At 46.3% G+C, this 17,442-nt stretch carries 21 protein-coding genes and 1 other RNA gene; 3 read left to right on the forward strand and 19 right to left on the reverse strand.

The window, feature by feature from the left end; translation table 11 throughout:
• Window positions 1-408: 408 nt before the first annotated feature.
• From CKW00_RS08465 to CKW00_RS08525, 13 genes are all read right to left on the reverse strand, one after another.
• The gene (locus CKW00_RS08465) at window positions 409-729 is read right to left on the reverse strand and encodes a GRAM domain-containing protein (protein ID WP_008587607.1); all 321 of its coding nucleotides are present in this window, start codon (window positions 727-729) and stop codon (window positions 409-411) included.
• Window positions 730-1,227: 498 nt separating this feature from the next.
• Window positions 1,228-1,431, reverse strand: coding sequence for a DUF6501 family protein (locus CKW00_RS08470; protein WP_008587605.1), 204 nt, complete (start codon window positions 1,429-1,431; stop codon window positions 1,228-1,230).
• 102 nt (window positions 1,432-1,533) lie between these two features.
• On the reverse strand, window positions 1,534-2,493 hold the full coding sequence (gene msrB, locus CKW00_RS08475) for a peptide-methionine (R)-S-oxide reductase MsrB (protein ID WP_095822230.1): 960 nt from the start codon (window positions 2,491-2,493) through the stop codon (window positions 1,534-1,536).
• A gap of 95 nt (window positions 2,494-2,588) precedes the next feature.
• Window positions 2,589-3,257 carry a uracil-DNA glycosylase gene (locus tag CKW00_RS08480; protein ID WP_008587601.1) on the reverse strand — a complete coding sequence of 223 codons (669 nt, stop codon included), beginning with the start codon at window positions 3,255-3,257 and terminating at the stop codon, window positions 2,589-2,591.
• 48 nt (window positions 3,258-3,305) lie between these two features.
• On the reverse strand, window positions 3,306-3,554 hold the full coding sequence (locus CKW00_RS08485) for a DUF2584 domain-containing protein (RefSeq protein ID WP_008587599.1): 249 nt from the start codon (window positions 3,552-3,554) through the stop codon (window positions 3,306-3,308).
• Between the two features lie 12 nt (window positions 3,555-3,566).
• Window positions 3,567-6,683 (reverse strand): AAA family ATPase, encoded by a 3,117-nt coding sequence (locus CKW00_RS08490; RefSeq protein WP_095822231.1) that lies wholly within the window; start codon window positions 6,681-6,683, stop codon window positions 3,567-3,569.
• 2 nt (window positions 6,684-6,685) lie between these two features.
• Window positions 6,686-7,834: an exonuclease SbcCD subunit D gene (locus tag CKW00_RS08495; protein ID WP_095822232.1), complete on the reverse strand. Its 1,149-nt coding sequence runs from the start codon at window positions 7,832-7,834 to the stop codon at window positions 6,686-6,688.
• A gap of 8 nt (window positions 7,835-7,842) precedes the next feature.
• Window positions 7,843-8,064: a YozE family protein gene (locus tag CKW00_RS08500; protein WP_008587593.1), complete on the reverse strand. Its 222-nt coding sequence runs from the start codon at window positions 8,062-8,064 to the stop codon at window positions 7,843-7,845.
• 87 nt (window positions 8,065-8,151) lie between these two features.
• Entirely contained in the window at window positions 8,152-8,871 is a 720-nt protein-coding gene (gene tatC / locus CKW00_RS08505; protein ID WP_040609097.1) for a twin-arginine translocase subunit TatC, read from the reverse strand.
• Window positions 8,872-8,956: 85 nt separating this feature from the next.
• Window positions 8,957-9,139 carry a twin-arginine translocase TatA/TatE family subunit gene (locus tag CKW00_RS08510; RefSeq protein ID WP_008587590.1) on the reverse strand — a complete coding sequence of 61 codons (183 nt, stop codon included), beginning with the start codon at window positions 9,137-9,139 and terminating at the stop codon, window positions 8,957-8,959.
• A gap of 131 nt (window positions 9,140-9,270) precedes the next feature.
• On the reverse strand, window positions 9,271-9,759 hold the full coding sequence (locus tag CKW00_RS08515; protein WP_095822233.1) for a dihydrofolate reductase: 489 nt from the start codon (window positions 9,757-9,759) through the stop codon (window positions 9,271-9,273).
• 10 nt (window positions 9,760-9,769) lie between these two features.
• Window positions 9,770-10,723, reverse strand: coding sequence for a thymidylate synthase (locus CKW00_RS08520; protein ID WP_095822234.1), 954 nt, complete (start codon window positions 10,721-10,723; stop codon window positions 9,770-9,772).
• 156 nt (window positions 10,724-10,879) lie between these two features.
• A complete protein-coding gene (locus tag CKW00_RS08525; RefSeq protein WP_095822235.1) occupies window positions 10,880-11,728 on the reverse strand; it encodes a DUF72 domain-containing protein in 849 nt (282 codons plus the stop codon).
• 265 nt (window positions 11,729-11,993) lie between these two features.
• Here CKW00_RS08525 and CKW00_RS08530 point away from each other — a divergent pair, with 265 nt between their 5' ends.
• The 3 genes from CKW00_RS08530 (at window position 11,994) to CKW00_RS08540 (ending at window position 13,533) form a co-directional block, all read left to right on the forward strand.
• Window positions 11,994-12,194, forward strand: coding sequence for a cold-shock protein (locus CKW00_RS08530; RefSeq protein ID WP_008587582.1), 201 nt, complete (start codon window positions 11,994-11,996; stop codon window positions 12,192-12,194).
• A gap of 257 nt (window positions 12,195-12,451) precedes the next feature.
• Complete coding sequence (locus tag CKW00_RS08535) at window positions 12,452-13,129, forward strand: queuosine precursor transporter (protein WP_008587581.1); 678 nt, start codon at window positions 12,452-12,454, stop codon at window positions 13,127-13,129.
• Between the two features lie 5 nt (window positions 13,130-13,134).
• Window positions 13,135-13,533 (forward strand): ribonuclease HI family protein, encoded by a 399-nt coding sequence (locus CKW00_RS08540; protein ID WP_008587579.1) that lies wholly within the window; start codon window positions 13,135-13,137, stop codon window positions 13,531-13,533.
• A gap of 126 nt (window positions 13,534-13,659) precedes the next feature.
• Here the strand turns inward: CKW00_RS08540 and CKW00_RS08545 are convergent, their stop codons facing one another.
• From CKW00_RS08545 to CKW00_RS08570, 6 genes are all read right to left on the reverse strand, one after another.
• Window positions 13,660-14,787 (reverse strand): THUMP domain-containing class I SAM-dependent RNA methyltransferase, encoded by a 1,128-nt coding sequence (locus CKW00_RS08545; protein WP_095822236.1) that lies wholly within the window; start codon window positions 14,785-14,787, stop codon window positions 13,660-13,662.
• Window positions 14,788-14,932: 145 nt separating this feature from the next.
• Window positions 14,933-15,307: RNase P RNA component class B (gene rnpB / locus CKW00_RS08550), an RNA gene on the reverse strand.
• Between the two features lie 57 nt (window positions 15,308-15,364).
• Entirely contained in the window at window positions 15,365-15,700 is a 336-nt protein-coding gene (gene gpsB / locus CKW00_RS08555; RefSeq protein ID WP_095822237.1) for a cell division regulator GpsB, read from the reverse strand.
• A gap of 56 nt (window positions 15,701-15,756) precedes the next feature.
• The gene (locus CKW00_RS08560; protein WP_095822238.1) at window positions 15,757-16,326 is read right to left on the reverse strand and encodes an SLOG family protein; all 570 of its coding nucleotides are present in this window, start codon (window positions 16,324-16,326) and stop codon (window positions 15,757-15,759) included.
• A 117-nt stretch (window positions 16,327-16,443) separates the two neighbouring features.
• Complete coding sequence (cdd, locus tag CKW00_RS08565) at window positions 16,444-16,845, reverse strand: cytidine deaminase (protein WP_095822239.1); 402 nt, start codon at window positions 16,843-16,845, stop codon at window positions 16,444-16,446.
• A gap of 74 nt (window positions 16,846-16,919) precedes the next feature.
• Complete coding sequence (locus tag CKW00_RS08570) at window positions 16,920-17,267, reverse strand: DUF1798 family protein (RefSeq protein WP_095822240.1); 348 nt, start codon at window positions 17,265-17,267, stop codon at window positions 16,920-16,922.
• Window positions 17,268-17,442 lie beyond the last annotated feature (175 nt).

Here is a 17,442-nt window from a genome sequence, read left to right on the forward strand (position 1 = left end):
TTTTGTCCTATACTTGTAGACATAGGTAGGGGATCCCCTTTCATGAGTTGATTTGGTCGTTAACTATGAGGATACCCTACCTCTTTTTTTGTCTTCAAGAGCTTTACACAAACTATTGTACGTCATCCGATGATCATTAAATTATTAAATATTCAGCAATCTTTTTATCATTATTAAGGTTCATAACTTTGAAGTTTTGATACCGATACTTAACAATATTACCCCTTCAACACGCTCCAATCCTTAGTTGTAAAGTTGAAGCTTATTTATTAACTTTCTGTGTTTTCACGCTGAAAGTGTTTATCTCAAAACTTGTCACGCTGGCCCGTTTGTTGCAGACTCATAGTTCAAGGTTTAAGTTGCATATTCTGAACGCGTCTAAGGTCTTTGTTTAATTGTGTTTTCAAATCAAGCAATTAAACTATCGATATAATTAATGATTTCTGCTTTTTTGTTCGACCAAGGCATTCCAATAGTAAATTTATGACTGGTGCCATCCTTAAGATGTATAACTACACCATTAGGAGATATACCTAGTATTCTTCCTTTATTAACTGTTTTGATTTCGTTTATAGCAATCACTAGTTTCCTTTTTTGGATATTCAAAAAGTGGGGATAAAAGTACAGTTTTTCATTTGTAATCTTCAAACGCCCACCAACATATTCCAAACCTCTTTTTAAATTAGCACCTAAATCAATTGAATTTTCTCCCTCTTCAATTGGTGGCATTACGTAGACCTCCTTTAAATTGGATATCGTCTTCTTTTCCTATACATTTCAAATTTTATATAAATAAATTTCTACAAGTCTTTATAATTTGATAATAAAGTAAGTACAAGCAAGACTTCATACTTTAGTGAAATAAGCCTAAACTGAATATAACACTTAAAAGCATGATGGAACTTAGACTGATTCAAACAAACTTATTGAAGATATCATTCATTCTATTCGATTAAATATTCCGGTTGATTCGACGTAAGCTAACAGTGTTTAAATTGGACGAGAAACATACCATAGTTCTGCTGAGTCCTCCCCTTTTATTAAAAAAACTCGTCGGTTGTCGCAATTCTTCTCATACATGTTTGTTCAGTTCACCCTATCCCCCTGAATACACTAACATAAAAAGGATGCCTTCATGCTGTTCTTCTCCAGCATAAGGGCATCCATAAATGAGCTAAATAAGGGCATCCATAAATGAGCTAAATTTCAAATTCTCGCATTTTTTTATTAATCCTCTTCGAAATAATTCTTATAAAAACCGCCCATTCTTCCTGAGTCGTCGATAATGAAGTAAAATTCCTCACTCTCGTTTTTTACGTCATAGATTTTCCCCGGAGTGAGCACATTATCCACTACAAATTTCTCTGCATTGTTGTGTACGCATTTGATACGTTTAACTGTCTCATTGTTTTCCCACGTTTTATGGATCATCCGAATCTCTCCTCTTTTTCTTATATGGTACGTGATCCGTACTATTTCTGTCTATTATGTAGAAGAAAAAGCTCTGCTTTTTCTTCAGGGAATGAATACCCGTTATCTGAATAAATAAAGATAATCTCCGTATCCCTTTTCCTGCATTTCGTTTTTAGGAATGAACGTAAGTGCCGCGGAGTTGATGCAGTACCTTAGACCGCCCTGGTCCTTAGGACCGTCCTCGAATACGTGACCGAGATGGGAGTCCGCCTGAGAACTGCGCACTTCCGTACGGATCATACCGTGGGTCTGATCGACTTCTTCTTCGACCTGCTGTTTTTCCATAGGTTTGGTAAAACTGGGCCATCCGCATCCGGCATCGTATTTATCTGTGGAAGAAAACAACGGTTCTCCGGATACGACATCCACATATATTCCGTCTTCTTCGTGATCGTGATATTCATTCTGGAACGGCCGTTCCGTTGCATTTTCCTGGGTCACTTTGTACTGGATATCCGTCAGGCTGTTTTTCAGATCCTCTTTATTCTTGTCAAGTTTCCAATGATCTTTGATAAATTTCGCCCTCCCTGAACCTTTTTTGTACATTTTATAGTGGAACCTGTTTTTCTTGTAGTAGTCCTGGTGTTCCTTTTCCGCTTCGTAAAACTTACTGGCCGGCAGTACGGGAGTTACGATAGGATTGCGGAATTTCCCGGAAGCTTCGAGCTCTCTCTTACTTTCTTCAGCGAGCTGCTTCTGTTCTTCATCATGATAGTAGATGGCTGTCGTATAGGAAAATCCGCGATCGGCGAATTGACCTTTATCGTCAGTAGGATCGATCTGTGTCCAGAAAATATCAAGCAGTCGGCGATAAGGGAAAACCTCAGGGTCATAAACGATTTCTACGGCTTCCCTATGTCCTGTGTCCGTCGCCACTACCTGCATGTAGGTCGGGTTTTCCACGTCCCCTCCCGTGTAGCCTGAGGTGATGGAATGGATACCGGGCCTTTCGTCAAAAGGCTCTACCATACACCAGAAGCACCCGCCTGCGAATGTTGCTGTCTTCAGTTGCTGTGCCAAATGAACCCCTCCATACTAATTCGTTCCAATTACATTGTTTCTGAATTAACGAAAAATATCAATTTTCGTGCTTACTGCAAAGACGGCCGGCTACTTCAGGGAAGTTCCCAGTTCACGGGGGAACGGCCTTTTTCCTCGAGGAACGCATTGGCCCGGCTGAACGGTCTGCTTCCGAAGAAACCTTTGTGCGCGGCGAAGGGACTCGGATGAGAACTTTCGATGACGAAATGCTTATCCCTGTCGACTCCGTCCGCTTTCTGACGGGCGGCTCTCCCCCACAGGAAAAACACGACCGGTGTCTCTCGTTCATTCAACACCTCAATCACTTTATCCGTGAACTGCTCCCACCCTTTCCCCTGGTGGGAATGAGCTTCCCCGCGGCGGACGGTGAGAACGTTGTTCATCAGTAACACACCCTCTTCCGCCCACGGCAGAAGAGAGCCTCCGGAAGGTGCCGGTACCCCCACGTCTTCCTCGAGCTCCTTGAATATGTTCCGGAGGGACGGCGGAATGGTGACACCGGGCCTCACCGAGAAACTGTAGCCATGTGCCTGCCCCGGGCCGTGGTAGGGGTCCTGACCGAGGATGACCACTTTTGTATCTTCATACCCGGTAGTCTGAAGTGCATTGAAAATGTCATGCATCGGAGGATATATTTCCTTCGTTCCGTATTCTTCTTTCAGGAAAGACCGCAACTGCCGGTAGTACGTCTTGTCCTGTTCCGGCTGCAGGAGCGGGTTCCAGTCGTTGTTCAGATCGATCACTTTTACTTCCCCCTGTCCACTTATTAAAAATCAGGCAGATCCTTCTGTTCAGTTGACCGAATACAGGGAGACCAGCCGGTAATGACAGATTGTCCTGCCGTCTTTCAGCGTCAGCTGCTCGATGTTGGCCGTTCCGATCTGGTCTGATTTCAGATGACGTCTCACTTCCAGATGTTCATGCATCGGGAACAGCTGGTATCCGTCGAACGTCACTTCAAACAGATTATCATCCGGATCCAGTCTTTTTTCTTTTCCTTCGGTAATAAGTACCCATCCCATTGAAAAGGGAGTAGCCATATGAATTCCTCCTCAGCTGTATTTGATCGTGACACTTGACCCGCTGCCTGAAGCACTCACCTGCATCTGTACGGGTATTTCCTCTTTGAGCTGCGGGACGTGTGAAATGATTCCTAACAGACGATTCCCGTCCTGCAGTGATTTTAGACATTCGATCGCCTGCTGCAGGGAAATATCATCGAGAGTCCCGAAACCTTCGTCGATGAACAGCGTATTTAACTGGATACCTCCGGCATGGGACTGGACGACGTCCGCCATACCGAGAGCAAGACTTAAAGCGGCCTTGAACCCTTCACCTCCGGACAGTGTACGCACCGATCTTTCAAGCCCTGTGTACTGATCCATCACTTCGAGGTCCAGCCCGCTTTGAGCTCCCCGTTTCGCGATTTCTTCACTCCGCTTCAACTGATAGCGGTAGTCGGTCATCACCTGGAGCCGCTGATTCGCCTGAAGAAGGATTTCATCCAGATAGGATGCGAGTACGTATCTCTCAAGAGAAAGCCGGAGCGGGTTATCACCGTTCGTCATACGGGCGAGATCTCCGACTTCATAAAACAGCTCCTCCTTACCCCCCTGCTCTTTCAGGACGGCCTGCAGTTCCCGCAGCGATTTCTCATTATGAGTTTTCTCATATTCCTTCTGAGTGAGTCTTTCCTGAATATTGTTCATTTCTTCCGTAATTTCCTGTCTTCTGAGTGTCAGAGAATCGGTCGGGATATACGAGGCATCTTCACCGATTTTTTCCTCGAGTTCTTTCAAACGGCTTTCGATGATATTTTTACTGTTTTCATAGTCCTGAATCTCTTTCTTAACAGCTTCCACTTCACCGGATGTTATTTTACTCTCTTCGTAGTCTTCCACACTTGAAAAAGAAGTCTCTTCAAACATCTGTTTGAATTGTTCCCGAGTGTCCCGCACTGTTTTTTCCGCTTTCTCATACGTCTCTTTCTGCTGTTTCATCGTCCCCTCAAGACCGCTCAATTTTTCGGCGAGACGGGACAGCTCTTCATCGATCCGCTGCTTATCTTGCGTCATTTTCTCGTACCGGGCCCTGATATCTTCATACATACGCTCCAGCATATCAGAAGTCAGTTCCTCGACGCTGCCGAACTGCGACAGGGAACGATAGAATTCCTTCAGTTCTGCTTCCTTCTCGTAAATCTCTCTTTCTGTGGCATCATACTGCTCTTTCAGATTCTCGTATTGCTCCCTCTTCTCTTCCAGCGATTTTTGGACTTCTCTGTACGTCCGTTCCGTTTCCTCTCTTTCTTTTGTTTTCGCCTTTAGACTCTCTGTTTCTTTCTTCAGGGTGTGAAGCGTGCGCGTCACCTCTTTGATCTCTTCGTCCAGCTTTGCGGCGACTTCTTCCGCCGGGGTTTTTTCCACTTCATATCCGTTCGCTTCCAGTTCCTGTTTCTTCGCTTCTTCCTCCGCTTTCACCCGGTACACGTTCTTCTGCAGCTGATCTTCCTGTTCTTTCAACTGCTTCACCGCTTTCTCCGCCGCTTCTATCATCTCTTCATCCACCGCTTCTTCCGGACGGGCAGGCGACGGATGGTGGTCGGAGCCGCATACCGGACAAGGCTCGCCGGGGACGAGTTCAAGCATCAAAAGATAAGCCTGGTGTTCTTTCTGGGAGGAAGTCAAAGTCGTCCATTCTTTTTCTTTATGGATCCTTTCCTCTCTTTTCTCCCGGAGAAAGGCTTCCTGCTTTTCCCGTTCTTTCTGCTTCTCCGCCCATTTCGCCGCGGAGCTATATAAACGGTTCAATGTTTTTTTCTCACCCTCCTGCCGGTCGACCTTTCCATTACACTCAAAGTACTTCTGATCTATTCCCTGAAATTGTACAAGTCTGTCGGAGAGGTCTTTCTCTTTCTGTCTGCAGCGTCTCCCGCTTTCCTTTTGCTGGTGAAGTTCTTTTTTCAGCTCTTCTTTCCTCTGCTTTTTCACAGCTGCATATTTCTCTTTCTCCCTTATTTCAGGAAACCGTTCCCTGTCTTCTTCAAGGCGGTCCATTTTCCGTTTCAGCTGCAGGCGCTCTTCTTCTTTCTCATCACATTTTTTCTGTTCTTTTTGTTTTCTATCCTTTTGTTGTTCGACTTCGGCAAACGCCTTCTTCGTCGCATCTCTTTGCTGTTCCAATTCCGTAAGGGAGTTTTCGGCCTCTCTCACCTGTTTGTCGTAAACTTCGAGTTTGGCTGCTTCCTCCCCTTTGGCGACTCTGCTCTTTTTCTTTTCGATCTCCTGTTTCCGAGCCTCGATTTCAGTCCGACTCTTCGCGTAATCCTCGCGCTCCTTCACCAGTTCATTATGCTGTTCGATTTTCTTTAGCTTTTCTTCAATTTCGTTTTTCGCTTTCTCCTGTGCATTTTTCTGTTCGCCGATCCGCGTAATCAGCTCATTTTTTCCGTCGATATCCTGCTGTATACGGCTGACGGCATCGGCCGGATGTTCGGGCAGCTCTTCTTCATCTAAATAAAGGCGGGCCAGGATGTCCTTCGCCCTATCCCTCGACTTCGTGATTTCCCCCTCGAGGCCCGCTCTCTTCTGTTTGAGCCTTTCCGTGACGTCCATATACAGGCTCGTGTCGAAAATTTTACGCAGCACCTCTTCCCGTTCCCGGCTGTTTTCGGAGATGAGCTTACGGAACTCTCCCTGAGGTATCATCATCATCTTGCGGAACTGCTCGTAATTTAACCCGAGCATATCCTCGACAAGCTGATCGACCTCCCTCACTTTCGAAGCCAGAAGCTGACGCCCCCCTTCCGGATCGAAATACAGTTCGGCTCTGGCCGGCTCTTCCTTCGTCCCTTCCCCTCTCTGTTTCGCCACTATCTGTTTCGGGGCTCTTTCAAGCGCATAAGTCTTATTATTGATGCGGAATGTAAAAGAGACAAAGGTCTTCTCTTCGGGCCTGGACAGCTGACTCCGCAGGGTTTCCTGATCGCGGTCGCTGCCGCTCGCCTTGCCGTACAGAGCGAAACAGATGGCATCGAACACCGTCGTCTTTCCTGCACCTGTCGGACCTGTGATAAGAAATATAGGGTACTGTTTCAGTTTCTCAAAAGAAATGGTCTGCCTGTGTTTATAGGGACCAAAGGCCTGTATAGTCAACTCCGTGATTTCCATTCTTATTCCTTCCTTTCCGACTGTCTGATATCTTCGATTATCTGCTGCAGAATCTCTTTTTTGTCTTCGGAGAGGGCTTCGTCTCTCACCAGTTCGTAGTACTCCGCCATAACGTCAATCGGAGCTTTATCACGCTTTTCCCTCACCTTTTCGAGATCCTCTTCGCGAAAAGAACCGGTGATCCCTTTCCGCTCCAGATGAAGGACATTCGGGTAGACCGTTTTAAGCTGTCCGACGGGGTCAAGTATTTCTCCGTCATCAAGCAGTCGTATATTTAGGTAATTACGAGGGTTCGAAGCAGCCTCCCCTTTCATCAGATCGCTGAAATAGCCTTCCACTGTTTCGAGATCCCTCTCGGGTGTGAGAGGGGTCTGCCGGGTGCTCGTCTCCCCCCGGTGGAGGTCTGCTACAGTGAGCGATTTATAGTGCGTCACTTCTGAGAAGGAGTATTTGAACGGAGAACCGCTGTAACGGATGTAGGGAGAACCTACGCGCTGGGGCTGGTGGAGGTGACCGAGAGCTACGTAGGAGAAGTCGTGAAACAGTTCCGCCTCCACATACGGCGTCCCGCCCATCATCGTCAGTCTCTCTTCGGAATCGCTCTCCATTCCGCCCTGTATGAAAGCGTGGCCTATGAGCACATGACGCTCACTCATGTCGAACCTCCCCCGGATGTCTTCGACGATCGCCTCATAAGCCTCCTGGTGAGTCGTAATCTCTTTCTCCCTGAACACTGCCTGCGCTTCTGCAGGTTCTATGTACGGAATAAGATGGAAATATACCGGGCCCTCTTCATCGTGAAGTACGACCGGTTCCCGGTTTTCTTTCAGTTCCGTATGTAAGTGGACGCCTCCAAGTTCAAAGAGGGACGTCCCGAACGCAAGCCGTTCACTGCTGTCATGGTTACCGGAGATCATAAGAACCGGCACATCCAGCTTCCGCAGGTGAAGCAGCGTATCGTTCAGCACTTTCACCGCTTCTTTAGGCGGGATGGCCCGGTCGTACAGATCTCCTGCAATAATGACGGCATCCGGCTGTTCTTCCTCACATATTTTCAGAAACTGCTGAATAACTTCGTTCTGGTCTTCGGTCAGATGCTGTTTGTAAATGATTTTTCCTAAATGCCAGTCGGCCGTATGAATGATTTTCATTTGTTCTCCTACCTTTCTTCTTCCAGATAAGAATCGTACAAATGGTCGAAAGCAGCGAGCGCCCCCGGGAATGGACTGTGATACTCGAGATATGCACTAAGTTCATCGTAAGCAGCAGACTGTTTCGGAAAGCTGTGCTCATGAAACATCCAGTCAGCCAGCTTCTTTTCGGGTCCCTCTTTCAAATCACCCCGGAACCTCATCATATAATGGTAAAATGAACGTTTCATATACAATTCCTCCCTACACTATCGTATTACTGTTTTATCATGCTTTTCTCTCCGTTACAAAAAAGAACGCCGACCGGGGGTCAGCGTCTAATCTTCATCCAGGTACTCCCGCTGTCGCTTCATCCGCTTCCGGAAAACGATCCGGGAAAGGATGATACTGATTTCATACAGCAGAATCAGCGGTACGGCTACCACCAGCTGCAGGATAAAGTCAGGCGGAGACAGAATCGTGCCCATGATCACAAGTATGAGATAAGCATACTTCCTGATTTTTATGAGAAACTGGGGGTTCACTATACCGAGACTCGTCAGAAACATCAGAATGAGAGGAATCTCAAAAAATACGGCGAACGGTACAGTGACCCGGAAAAGAAACTTGAAGTACCTTTCCACTGTATAAATTTCCGTGAACATACCGTCGTTCAAATCGAGAAGAAACGGCATAATGAATTTAATGAAAATAAAATACCCGAATACCAGCCCGGCGATAAACAGAATAAAGATAAAGGGTATGTACATGAGCGATACACGTTTCTCCACTTTTGTAAGTGCCGGTCTGATGAACAGCCACAGCTGGAATGAAAACATCGGAAGCGTAGCTGCTATCGCAATGATGGACGCAATCGTGAATACGATCCATATGATTTCACCCGGGCTCGTCATATGAAGCTCGAATGATACGTCATTTAAAAAATAAGCCTGTATAGGTCGATGATAAAGAAAGCCCACGACGAAAAATGCTATAAACGTCACCAGCGTCAGGATAATTCTTTTTCGTAACTCGCCTAAATGTTCTACATAATTCATCTCCTGATCGGCCAATGTTCACCCTCCCTGTCGAAATGAAACAAAAAAGTAGATGTAAGGATATCCCTTACATCTACGCATCTCCTTACTTGTTCTCTTTATCCGAGGATTTCTTCGAATCGTCGGACATAATATCACCGGTGGCGTTCTTGAACTCTTTCAGCGTCGTTCCGAAAGCTTTACCGATCTCCGGAAGTTTCGAAGGTCCGAAAATAACCAACGCTATAACCAAAATTAAAATTAAACCTGGTACCCCTATAGATGCCACGTGGATTCACCTCTTTAATATACATATTGGTTCCAGCCGCAGGATTTTAAAACCTGACCGGAAGCCCTGATGAACATAAGTTCGTTTCGTTCATCATATCACGGAAATCGCTTTATGTCTCTACCGATTTATCATTTCCTGTCATAAATACAGAAAAAGTAGTCGTACGGATTCTTCTCATCCCGCGCTCCTTTTTCTTTGTCCGTAAGTTCCCACTGCGACCAGTCGATTTCCGGAAAATAAGTGTCGCCTTCGAAAGTGTGATCGATATGCGTGACATACATCCGGTCCACATCTCCAAGCATTGATTCGAACAGTACCGTCCCGCCGATCACAAACCATTCTTTCTCGGGATCTCCGGAAGTGATAGCCCGTATTTCGTCCACGGAATGGACTACGGTACAGTCGCCCGCTTCGTAGTTTTCATCTTTTGTGATGATGATGTGCTCCCGTTTCGGAAGAGGACCGCCGAGAGATTCGAACGTCTTCCTGCCCATGATAACGGTGGAGTGCATCGTTTTCGTCTTGAAAAACTTGAAGTCATTCGGAATATGCCAGGGAAGATCATTGTCTTTCCCTATCAATCTGTTGTTATCCATTGCAAAAATAAACGAAATCATATTCTCCCTCCTATACTGCTACAGGTGCTTTTATGCCCGGATGCGGATGGTAACCTTCAATCCCCACGTCTTCGATGGACAAATCGAATATAGATTTGTCGGGGGAGTATATATGCAGCTCAGGGAGCGGTTCAGGGTCCCTGGACAGCTGCTTCTCTATCTGCTCGAAGTGATTGTGGTAAATGTGCGCATCCCCGAGAGTATGCACGAATTCCCCTGGTTCCAATCCGCATTCATTCGCAATCAGATGCGTCAGAAGAGCGTAACTTGCAATGTTGAAAGGGACGCCGAGGAACGTGTCCCCGCTCCTCTGATACAACTGACAGGATAACTCCCCATTCTGCACGTAAAACTGGAACATCGTGTGACAGGGAGGCAGAGCCATGTTCCCCGGCACATCTTCGGGGTCCCAGGCTGTTACGATATGTCTCCTGGAATCAGGATTCGTTTTAATGGAATGGATCACTTCTTTCAGCTGGTCGATCACATTGCCGTCCGAAGTCCTCCAGGCCCTCCACTGTTTTCCATACACATTACCAAGGTTCCCGAATTCTTTAGCGAAATCATCATCTTCAAGAATCCTCCGCTTGAATCTGTCCATCTCTTTTTCGTAGTCTGCGGCAAAGCTTTCGTCTGTGAGTCTTCTTCGGCCGAAGTCGCTCATATCCGGCCCATCGTATTTACTGCTTGTGATCCAGCTTTCAAACGCCCATTCGTTCCAGATGTTATTATTATTCTCAAGAAGGAACCTTATGTTGGTGTCCCCCTTTATAAACCACAGCAGCTCGCTCCATACCAGCCGGAATGGTACTCTTTTTGTAGTCAGGAGAGGAAAGCCTTCTTTCAGATCGAACCTCATCTGATATCCGAACACCGACCTCGTCCCCGTTCCTGTTCTGTCCCCTTTGTCCTTACCATTATGTAAAATATGTCTGCAGAGATCCAGGTATGCCTGTTCATTCATCCTTCATCGCCTCCTTCATAAGTAGAGCAGTACTTTGGAATCATCATTCTCCGCCCCCGCCTCCTATAAGGATACAGCCTTTTCACTATTTGCGAAAGGTTTTAAAATCATTCTGCCAGAAGACGTCCGCCCGGGAGCGGGCTCCCCCGCCGATACTCAGAACAGACCGAGCTGACGAGGGTTCAGCCCTTCGTATGATACTCCCAAATGCTCCATCATTTCTTTAGCGTTGGCAGCGGCATCGTGCCCTGAGTTGTTATTGAAGAGCATAGTGACGGAGTTCGATTCCTTCAAAAGTTTCTCTATGGAAGGAACCCAGCTTTTCAGTTCTTCCTCATTATAGTTATACAGAAAGCGGACGGCTCTCCAATCTTTGTGTCCGTTTTTTTCCCATCCGTGCACGTTGCGCCCGTGCAGCCTTATTAAAGTCTTATCCTTATTCGTCGCCCGAACGACAGCCGGAACCGACCCTTCGCCCGCCTGAGGCTCGTCGCACACCGTATGGATAAATCCTTCTTCTTCCAGAAACGAAAGCGTCCTCTCCCGGTATGCCTCCCTGTACCAGCTCTGATTCCGGAATTCGATGGCTACGGGATAATCCCTGAGCCATTCTCTGATCTGCCTCAGTTTCTGAATGTTCTCCTTCTTCACATCGAACCAGGGTGGGAACTGGAATAATAAAACATTCAGCTTCCCTGCTTTAACGACCGGTTCAATCGATTCCTTATAAGCCTCCATCAGCTCGTGAAGTTCCTGCTTCGACCTTTTCTCCCGGTCGTGTCCGGTCAGTCCCCTGAAAGCTTTGATTACAAAAGAGAAATTCCGCGGAGTATCCTTCACCCATTTTTCGTAGTAGGTCTGTTTTTGAATAGCATAAAAAGCCGTGTCCACTTCCACCACCGGAAAATGAGACGCATACGCCTGCAGTTTTTCATGGGACCTTACAGACTCTTCATACAAAGATGGATGATCGCTCCACCCTGTGAGTCCAATATTGATGTTCATCGTTGTCACCTCCCGGAATATATTCTATTATAATATTTCTTAATAAGAATTTGAAATTTTTTCGAACACTTCCTTGACTAATACTAATAATTACGATATATTATTAAGTAAGCAAATAAGATGTTTGGAATCATAAAACAAAGGTAACTCCTAATGAGAAGTGCTTATGCTTTTGTATTCCGCACTTTTGTTAGGACATTTTGTTATGTTCCGCATCATATTTGTAATATCACGTGTTACGTGCAAGATCTAGGAGGATTTAATAATGCAAAACGGTACAGTAAAATGGTTTAACGCAGAAAAAGGTTATGGCTTCATTCAGGTAGAGGAAGGTAACGACGTATTCGTACACTTCTCCGCTATCCAAGAAGAAGGTTTCAAGTCTCTTGAAGAAGGTCAAGAAGTTACTTTCGAAATCGTAGAAGGCGACCGTGGCCCACAAGCGGCTAACGTTGTTAAACAATAAATCAAATGTCCCAAAAGCAACAGCATTGAGCTGTTGCTTTTTTATTTGGATTTATATTGTCCTTTTGAGTCTGGTAAGTCTTCCCGGTCTGGCTTCGTTTATACAAACCAGTCCGGGACGGCTTTTTATTTGATTTCAGAATGCTCCCATTTTATTCATACGTTGCAACCTTACTTTCTTCTGCGTATAATGTTACTTTGTCAGGATTTCGCGGTTCGCAAACTCCCGCGTTACCAAAACTAAGGAGGAAAAGTATTATGACGAATGAATTATTATGGATTATTTTCGCCCTGGTCAATTTCAGTATGCTTCTCGTGATTTACCGGATTTTCGGTAAATACGGCCTGTTCGTATGGATCGGTATGGCTACTGTTGTCGCAAATATTCAGGTAGTGAAGACAGTTGAATTATTCGGACTGACTGCCACCCTCGGTAATATTATTTATGGGACAGCTTTTCTCGCGACAGACATTCTGAACGAAAAATACGGAAAAGATTCTGCAAAAAAAGCAGTGTGGCTCGGATTCTCCGCACTGATCACCATGACTATCATGATGCAGTTCTCGATCAGATTCATACCGGCTGAAAGTGACATCGCCCAGTCGGGACTGGAAGCACTGTTCGGCATCGTTCCGCAGATTGCCATCGGGAGTCTTCTCGCTTATATCGTGAGCCAGTACTTCGATGTGTGGCTGTATGCCCTGTTAAAAAGAATGTTCCCGAAAGATAGCCAGCTGTGGATCCGGAACAACGGCTCGACGATGATCAGCCAGCTGCTCGACACTGCCGTATTCTGCGGTATAGCCTTTTACGGTCTGTATCCTTTTGACGTCTGGCTTGAGATTTTCTGGACCACCTATTTCATCAAGTTCCTCGTGTCACTGCTGGATACGCCTTTTCTATATGCAGCAAAATCCTTTTCATTCAAGGAGTGACGATTGTGATAGAAGTTTACACAGACGCTGCCACAAAAGGAAACCCCGGAGTCAGTTACTCCGGGGTTTATATAAAAAACAACCACGAGAAAGTGTACCGTACTTCATACCTCGGCACACTTTCTAATCATGAAGCGGAATTTGCAAGTGCCTGTTTCGCGCTCAAAATCTGCAGGGACCTTTATCCGGGAGAAATCATTTCTTTGAGAACGGATTCTAAAATAGTTGTTGAAACATTCGAGACCGGCCGATGCAAAAACAAAGATTTTCTACCCTACCATGAGCAATTGCTAAAGCTGGCCGAACAGTTCTCTTTCGTATTTATGAAGTGGATTCCGGAAAAAGAAAATAAAACGGCAGACCGACTGGCTAAAGAAGCGCTTCAAACTCATTTATATGAGTGATAACGCAGATTTAACAGATCGGTTTTTTGTTTTTATTTCGGAGTTGCTACTAAGTATTAATAAGAATCGTTAAAGGAGAAGTTTAAAAAACCCGCTTTCTGTGCATTCAGAAAGCGGGTTTTACAATTATTTTTTTCCGAAGAACTGGTAGTAATTCGTTTCTATAAAGCCGTTGAACAATTTTCTCTTCTTCGTAGCTTCCGTACCGTATACCTTTTCGAACTGAGGATGGGCGGTAAGTATATAAACACTCCACGTCGGGAAATCTTTCATCGTCCCTCCGAGCTGGCGGTACGTTTTCTCCACCTCTTTCCTGTCTCCTATCCTTTCGCCATACGGCGGGTTGGAAACGAGATAGCCGCCTTTCTCCACGGGTTTGAAGTCCCTCGCCTGCATCTGTTTAAAAGGGATCAAATCTCCGAGTCCCGCTTCCATAGCGTTGGCTTTCGATATTTCTATCATCTTCGGATCGATATCCATCCCCTGTATATTGAGAGGGTGATCATACTGCGCTTTGTCTTCAGCCTCTTCAAAAGCTGCATCCCAGTACCTGTCACTGACGAATGACCAGTTTTCCGAAGCGAATTCCCGGTTGAACCCGGGAGCAATGTTCTGCCCGATAAGCGCCGCTTCTATCGGTATCGTACCGGAGCCGCAGAAGAGATCGACGAAAGGGGCATCCCCTCTCCAGTTCGTCACCTGTATGAGCGCGGCGGCCAGCGTTTCTTTTAAAGGAGCCTCCCCCTGGCCTACTCGATACCCCCGCTTATGGAGACCGGAACCCGAGGTGTCCAGTGTGAGCCACACCTCGTCTTTATTGATATCCACTTCCACACGATAAAATGCCCCCGTCTCCTCCAGCCTGTCCGCGATACCGTACTTCTGCTTCATACGTTCTACAATCGCCTTTTTCACGATAGCCTGGCAGTCGGGGACGCTGTATAGTTTCGATTTTTTGGATTTTCCGATGACCGGAAACTCTCCGTCCTCCGAGATGAACTGTTCCCATGGAAGAGCTTTCGTATTTTCGAACAGTTCGTCGAAACTGTAGGCGTTGAACTTACCGACGAGAAGCTTCACCCGGTCGGCGAAACGGAGCCATAAGTTCACTCTCGGTATATCGGAAGGGCGGGCTTCAAAGACAGCACGGCTGTTCTCCACCCTCACGTTTTCATACCCGAGGTCCCTCAGTTCCTGCCCGACGATCCCTTCAAGTCCCATCGCGGCTGTAGCTATAAGCGTAATTTTATCCATCGATATCACATCCTTATATTCAAAATAGATAGTTCCCCATTCGACCTTCCTCCTGCGGCTGAATTGCAGTCTTAAAGAAAAAACCTCCATTACGGTAATCCTACCATAAAGGAGGTGACATATCTTATGTATGACCGGGAGATGCCTGGTAAGCCATGTTCTGTACCTTTGTACTGCCGGCGGTGGTCAAACCTCGTACTCCGGTGGTAATCATCTATCTGCCGGCGATGCCGGCCTCTTTCTCCGTTTCATTCCTTCGAAAGAGTGCCCCTACCTAAGTTTGGGTTGCTCGCTCGAGGGGTTTACCTCGTTCCACCCGAAGTATTTCTACTTCGGCTCCGTCACTGTGGCACTTTCAAGATAGTCAGACCATATCCCATCCGGGACACAGGTCTTTTCTCTGCCGTTAGTGCTTGGCACTACCCAGACTTATGATTTCGTCTGGCACGAACACTACAAGCAATCTCAGCTTGTGCGAGCATGGACTTTCCTCTGCCATCGGCAGCGATTACCTCAGCATCTCCCATGTTGCGAAAGTTCATTTTATCAGATTCCCGGACAATTGTCATGGAACAATTTATTCCTGATCATCCTGATATTCACGGGAACCGAATACTTCCTTCTCCAGGTTGGACAGACGTTTCAAAATATCGTAGTTCACCTGGTTGCCGGACTTCATCGATCTCGTTTCCCTTTTTTCGGGCTGGACCGGATCCTTCGAAATGGATCGATTCTTCTTGAGCCGGTCATTCTCTTCTTTTAAATCCTTGATCATTTGCTCATACTGTTCATAATCCTGGATAACCAGGTCGAGGTATTCATCGACTTCTTCCTGATTATAACCTCTCATCGACGTTTTGAAATCTTTTTCCAGTATTTCTTTTCCCGTCAAATGAAACCGATCTTCCGTCATTCCATTCACCTCTTATCCTGCGAGTACTTATATTCTTTCAAAACTGGGTGCGTCTGTCAATCGGGATTTCCTCCTTCAAACAGTTCAGGGCTCGTCCACTCCAGTTCTTCTACAGTATCCTGAAGATCCTCCGGGGTGATCCGCTCTATTTCATAACCTTCGGCAAAACGGGCCATTTCCAGAAAGAATTTGGGAGTTCCGGGAGTCTCTTCATCGTAAAGAACAAGCGCTCTGTCAGAATGCTCGATCAAAAAACGGTCTTTCGCTTTGAACTGAAAAGCACCCTGATAGCCGCCTTTGTAGACCGTCTTATAAAAATCCGCATCTTCTTTTATTTCCTGAAAAGCCATCTGGATATCTTCGGGCCAGCGCTCTTCCGCACCTTCAAAAGGAGGAAGAACCGCCAGAGACACGTCGTAATCTTCTTTCAACGCCAGCACGACCTGGGCTGTCCAGAATTCTACACCCGGCTGGCAGGAGACGAGGACCCATTCTCCTCCGTCCTCGAGAAAAGCGACGAGTCTTCTCCGGATGGCCTCTTTTATAAACAGCACCCGCCTGTCCTCCTCCTGGAAGATTCCCATTTCGTGAGACTTATACCCTGTTACGACCAGGCGTCTGTCCAATTCGGCTCCACCTCCCTCTTCCTTCCTTATTCAACACCTGTCAATCTGTCCGCGGTTGTTTTTCAATGAAAACCCACTAAAACTATTATAGCTTTAGTGGGCCGGAGTGAGAACTGTTCATTTGTTAAGGTCTTCCGGAGTGAAAGAAAAAGGCAGAAGTTCTTCCATCGTCATCGATTTGATCTGACCCTTCGCATTAGTCGTGTGTATCACTGTGTCGGAATCGAAGAACTCACTCATCACCTGTCTGCAGGAGCCGCACGGAGGAACCGGGCGATCTGTGTCTGCAGTGACTGCCAGCGTCTCGAAATCATAGTGGCCGTCTGCCACAGCTTTGAAAATAGCCACCCGTTCGGCACAGCAGCTCGTCGGATAAGCGGCATTTTCGATATTCACTCCTTCGTACACCTCACCGCTTTTCGTGAGCACTGCGGCTCCCACCGGAAATTCGGAATAGGGTACGTACGCTCTCTTCCGTATATCTATCGCTTTCTGGATCAACTCATCTCTCGTTACCATCGTATCCCCTCCTCTGTTAGGGATACTCATTATATAAAACAAGCGTTCTTTTGTAAAGCGTTTGCATTCGACCTTCAGAGATTATCCAGCACCATGTCCAATACGTAGTGGGAGGACTGATGAAGATCTTTGTACCTGTTCTTATCCACGTCAAGATAATAGGAATGAAGAATAAGCATTTCTATGTTTTCATGCGTCGATTTAATCTGATTCGGATGTACGGTTACGTCTCTTTCCTTTACAAACGGTTCCACTTCTTCGTACCATTTCTGGACCAGCTCGAAATAAGGTGCTGTTTCATTTTTCACTTTTTCAAAAAACTCGTGATCCGTCCGGTCCACCGGTCCGGTGTGTGAAGTGTACCGCTCGTGCAGCTCATCCAGAGACTCTTTAAGCGTACGTGTTCTTTTTTTCAGACTCATCCATACCCTCCTTTTCCCCATTAAGAGTAGCATGATTTGTGAAGCTGGTAAATCCTTCTCCCGGACAGGACCTCCTCTCTGTTCACAAAGATGTAACTTTCTCACCATCCGGCCCTTTCTTCATGTTTCCTGATGATTTGGAGAGGTTCTTTCGCACCGGTCCTCCTCTCCCTCT

The organism is Salimicrobium humidisoli, from assembly GCF_002295105.1.
In the GTDB taxonomy this organism is placed as follows: Bacteria; Bacillota; Bacilli; order Bacillales; family Halobacillaceae; genus Salimicrobium; species Salimicrobium humidisoli.

What these genes read in the sequence shown, in the direction of transcription:
- CKW00_RS08530 (WP_008587582.1), top strand. Translation starts at nt 11,994, where the DNA reads ATGCAAAACGGTACAGTAAAATGGTTTAACGCAGAAAAAGGTTATGGC.
- CKW00_RS08490 (WP_095822231.1), bottom strand. Translation starts at nt 6,683, where the DNA reads ATGGAAATCACGGAGTTGACTATACAGGCCTTTGGTCCCTATAAACAC.
- CKW00_RS08535 (WP_008587581.1), top strand. Translation starts at nt 12,452, where the DNA reads ATGACGAATGAATTATTATGGATTATTTTCGCCCTGGTCAATTTCAGT.
- gpsB (WP_095822237.1), bottom strand. Translation starts at nt 15,700, where the DNA reads ATGACGGAAGATCGGTTTCATTTGACGGGAAAAGAAATACTGGAAAAA.
- CKW00_RS08520 (WP_095822234.1), bottom strand. Translation starts at nt 10,723, where the DNA reads ATGAATGAACAGGCATACCTGGATCTCTGCAGACATATTTTACATAAT.
- tatC (WP_040609097.1), bottom strand. Translation starts at nt 8,871, where the DNA reads ATGAATTATGTAGAACATTTAGGCGAGTTACGAAAAAGAATTATCCTG.
- CKW00_RS08465 (WP_008587607.1), bottom strand. Translation starts at nt 729, where the DNA reads ATGCCACCAATTGAAGAGGGAGAAAATTCAATTGATTTAGGTGCTAAT.
- cdd (WP_095822239.1), bottom strand. Translation starts at nt 16,845, where the DNA reads ATGGTAACGAGAGATGAGTTGATCCAGAAAGCGATAGATATACGGAAG.
- CKW00_RS08545 (WP_095822236.1), bottom strand. Translation starts at nt 14,787, where the DNA reads ATGGATAAAATTACGCTTATAGCTACAGCCGCGATGGGACTTGAAGGG.
- CKW00_RS08470 (WP_008587605.1), bottom strand. Translation starts at nt 1,431, where the DNA reads ATGATCCATAAAACGTGGGAAAACAATGAGACAGTTAAACGTATCAAA.
- CKW00_RS08495 (WP_095822232.1), bottom strand. Translation starts at nt 7,834, where the DNA reads ATGAAAATCATTCATACGGCCGACTGGCATTTAGGAAAAATCATTTAC.
- CKW00_RS08500 (WP_008587593.1), bottom strand. Translation starts at nt 8,064, where the DNA reads ATGAAACGTTCATTTTACCATTATATGATGAGGTTCCGGGGTGATTTG.
- CKW00_RS08570 (WP_095822240.1), bottom strand. Translation starts at nt 17,267, where the DNA reads ATGAGTCTGAAAAAAAGAACACGTACGCTTAAAGAGTCTCTGGATGAG.
- CKW00_RS08525 (WP_095822235.1), bottom strand. Translation starts at nt 11,728, where the DNA reads ATGAACATCAATATTGGACTCACAGGGTGGAGCGATCATCCATCTTTG.
- CKW00_RS08515 (WP_095822233.1), bottom strand. Translation starts at nt 9,759, where the DNA reads ATGATTTCGTTTATTTTTGCAATGGATAACAACAGATTGATAGGGAAA.
- CKW00_RS08485 (WP_008587599.1), bottom strand. Translation starts at nt 3,554, where the DNA reads ATGGCTACTCCCTTTTCAATGGGATGGGTACTTATTACCGAAGGAAAA.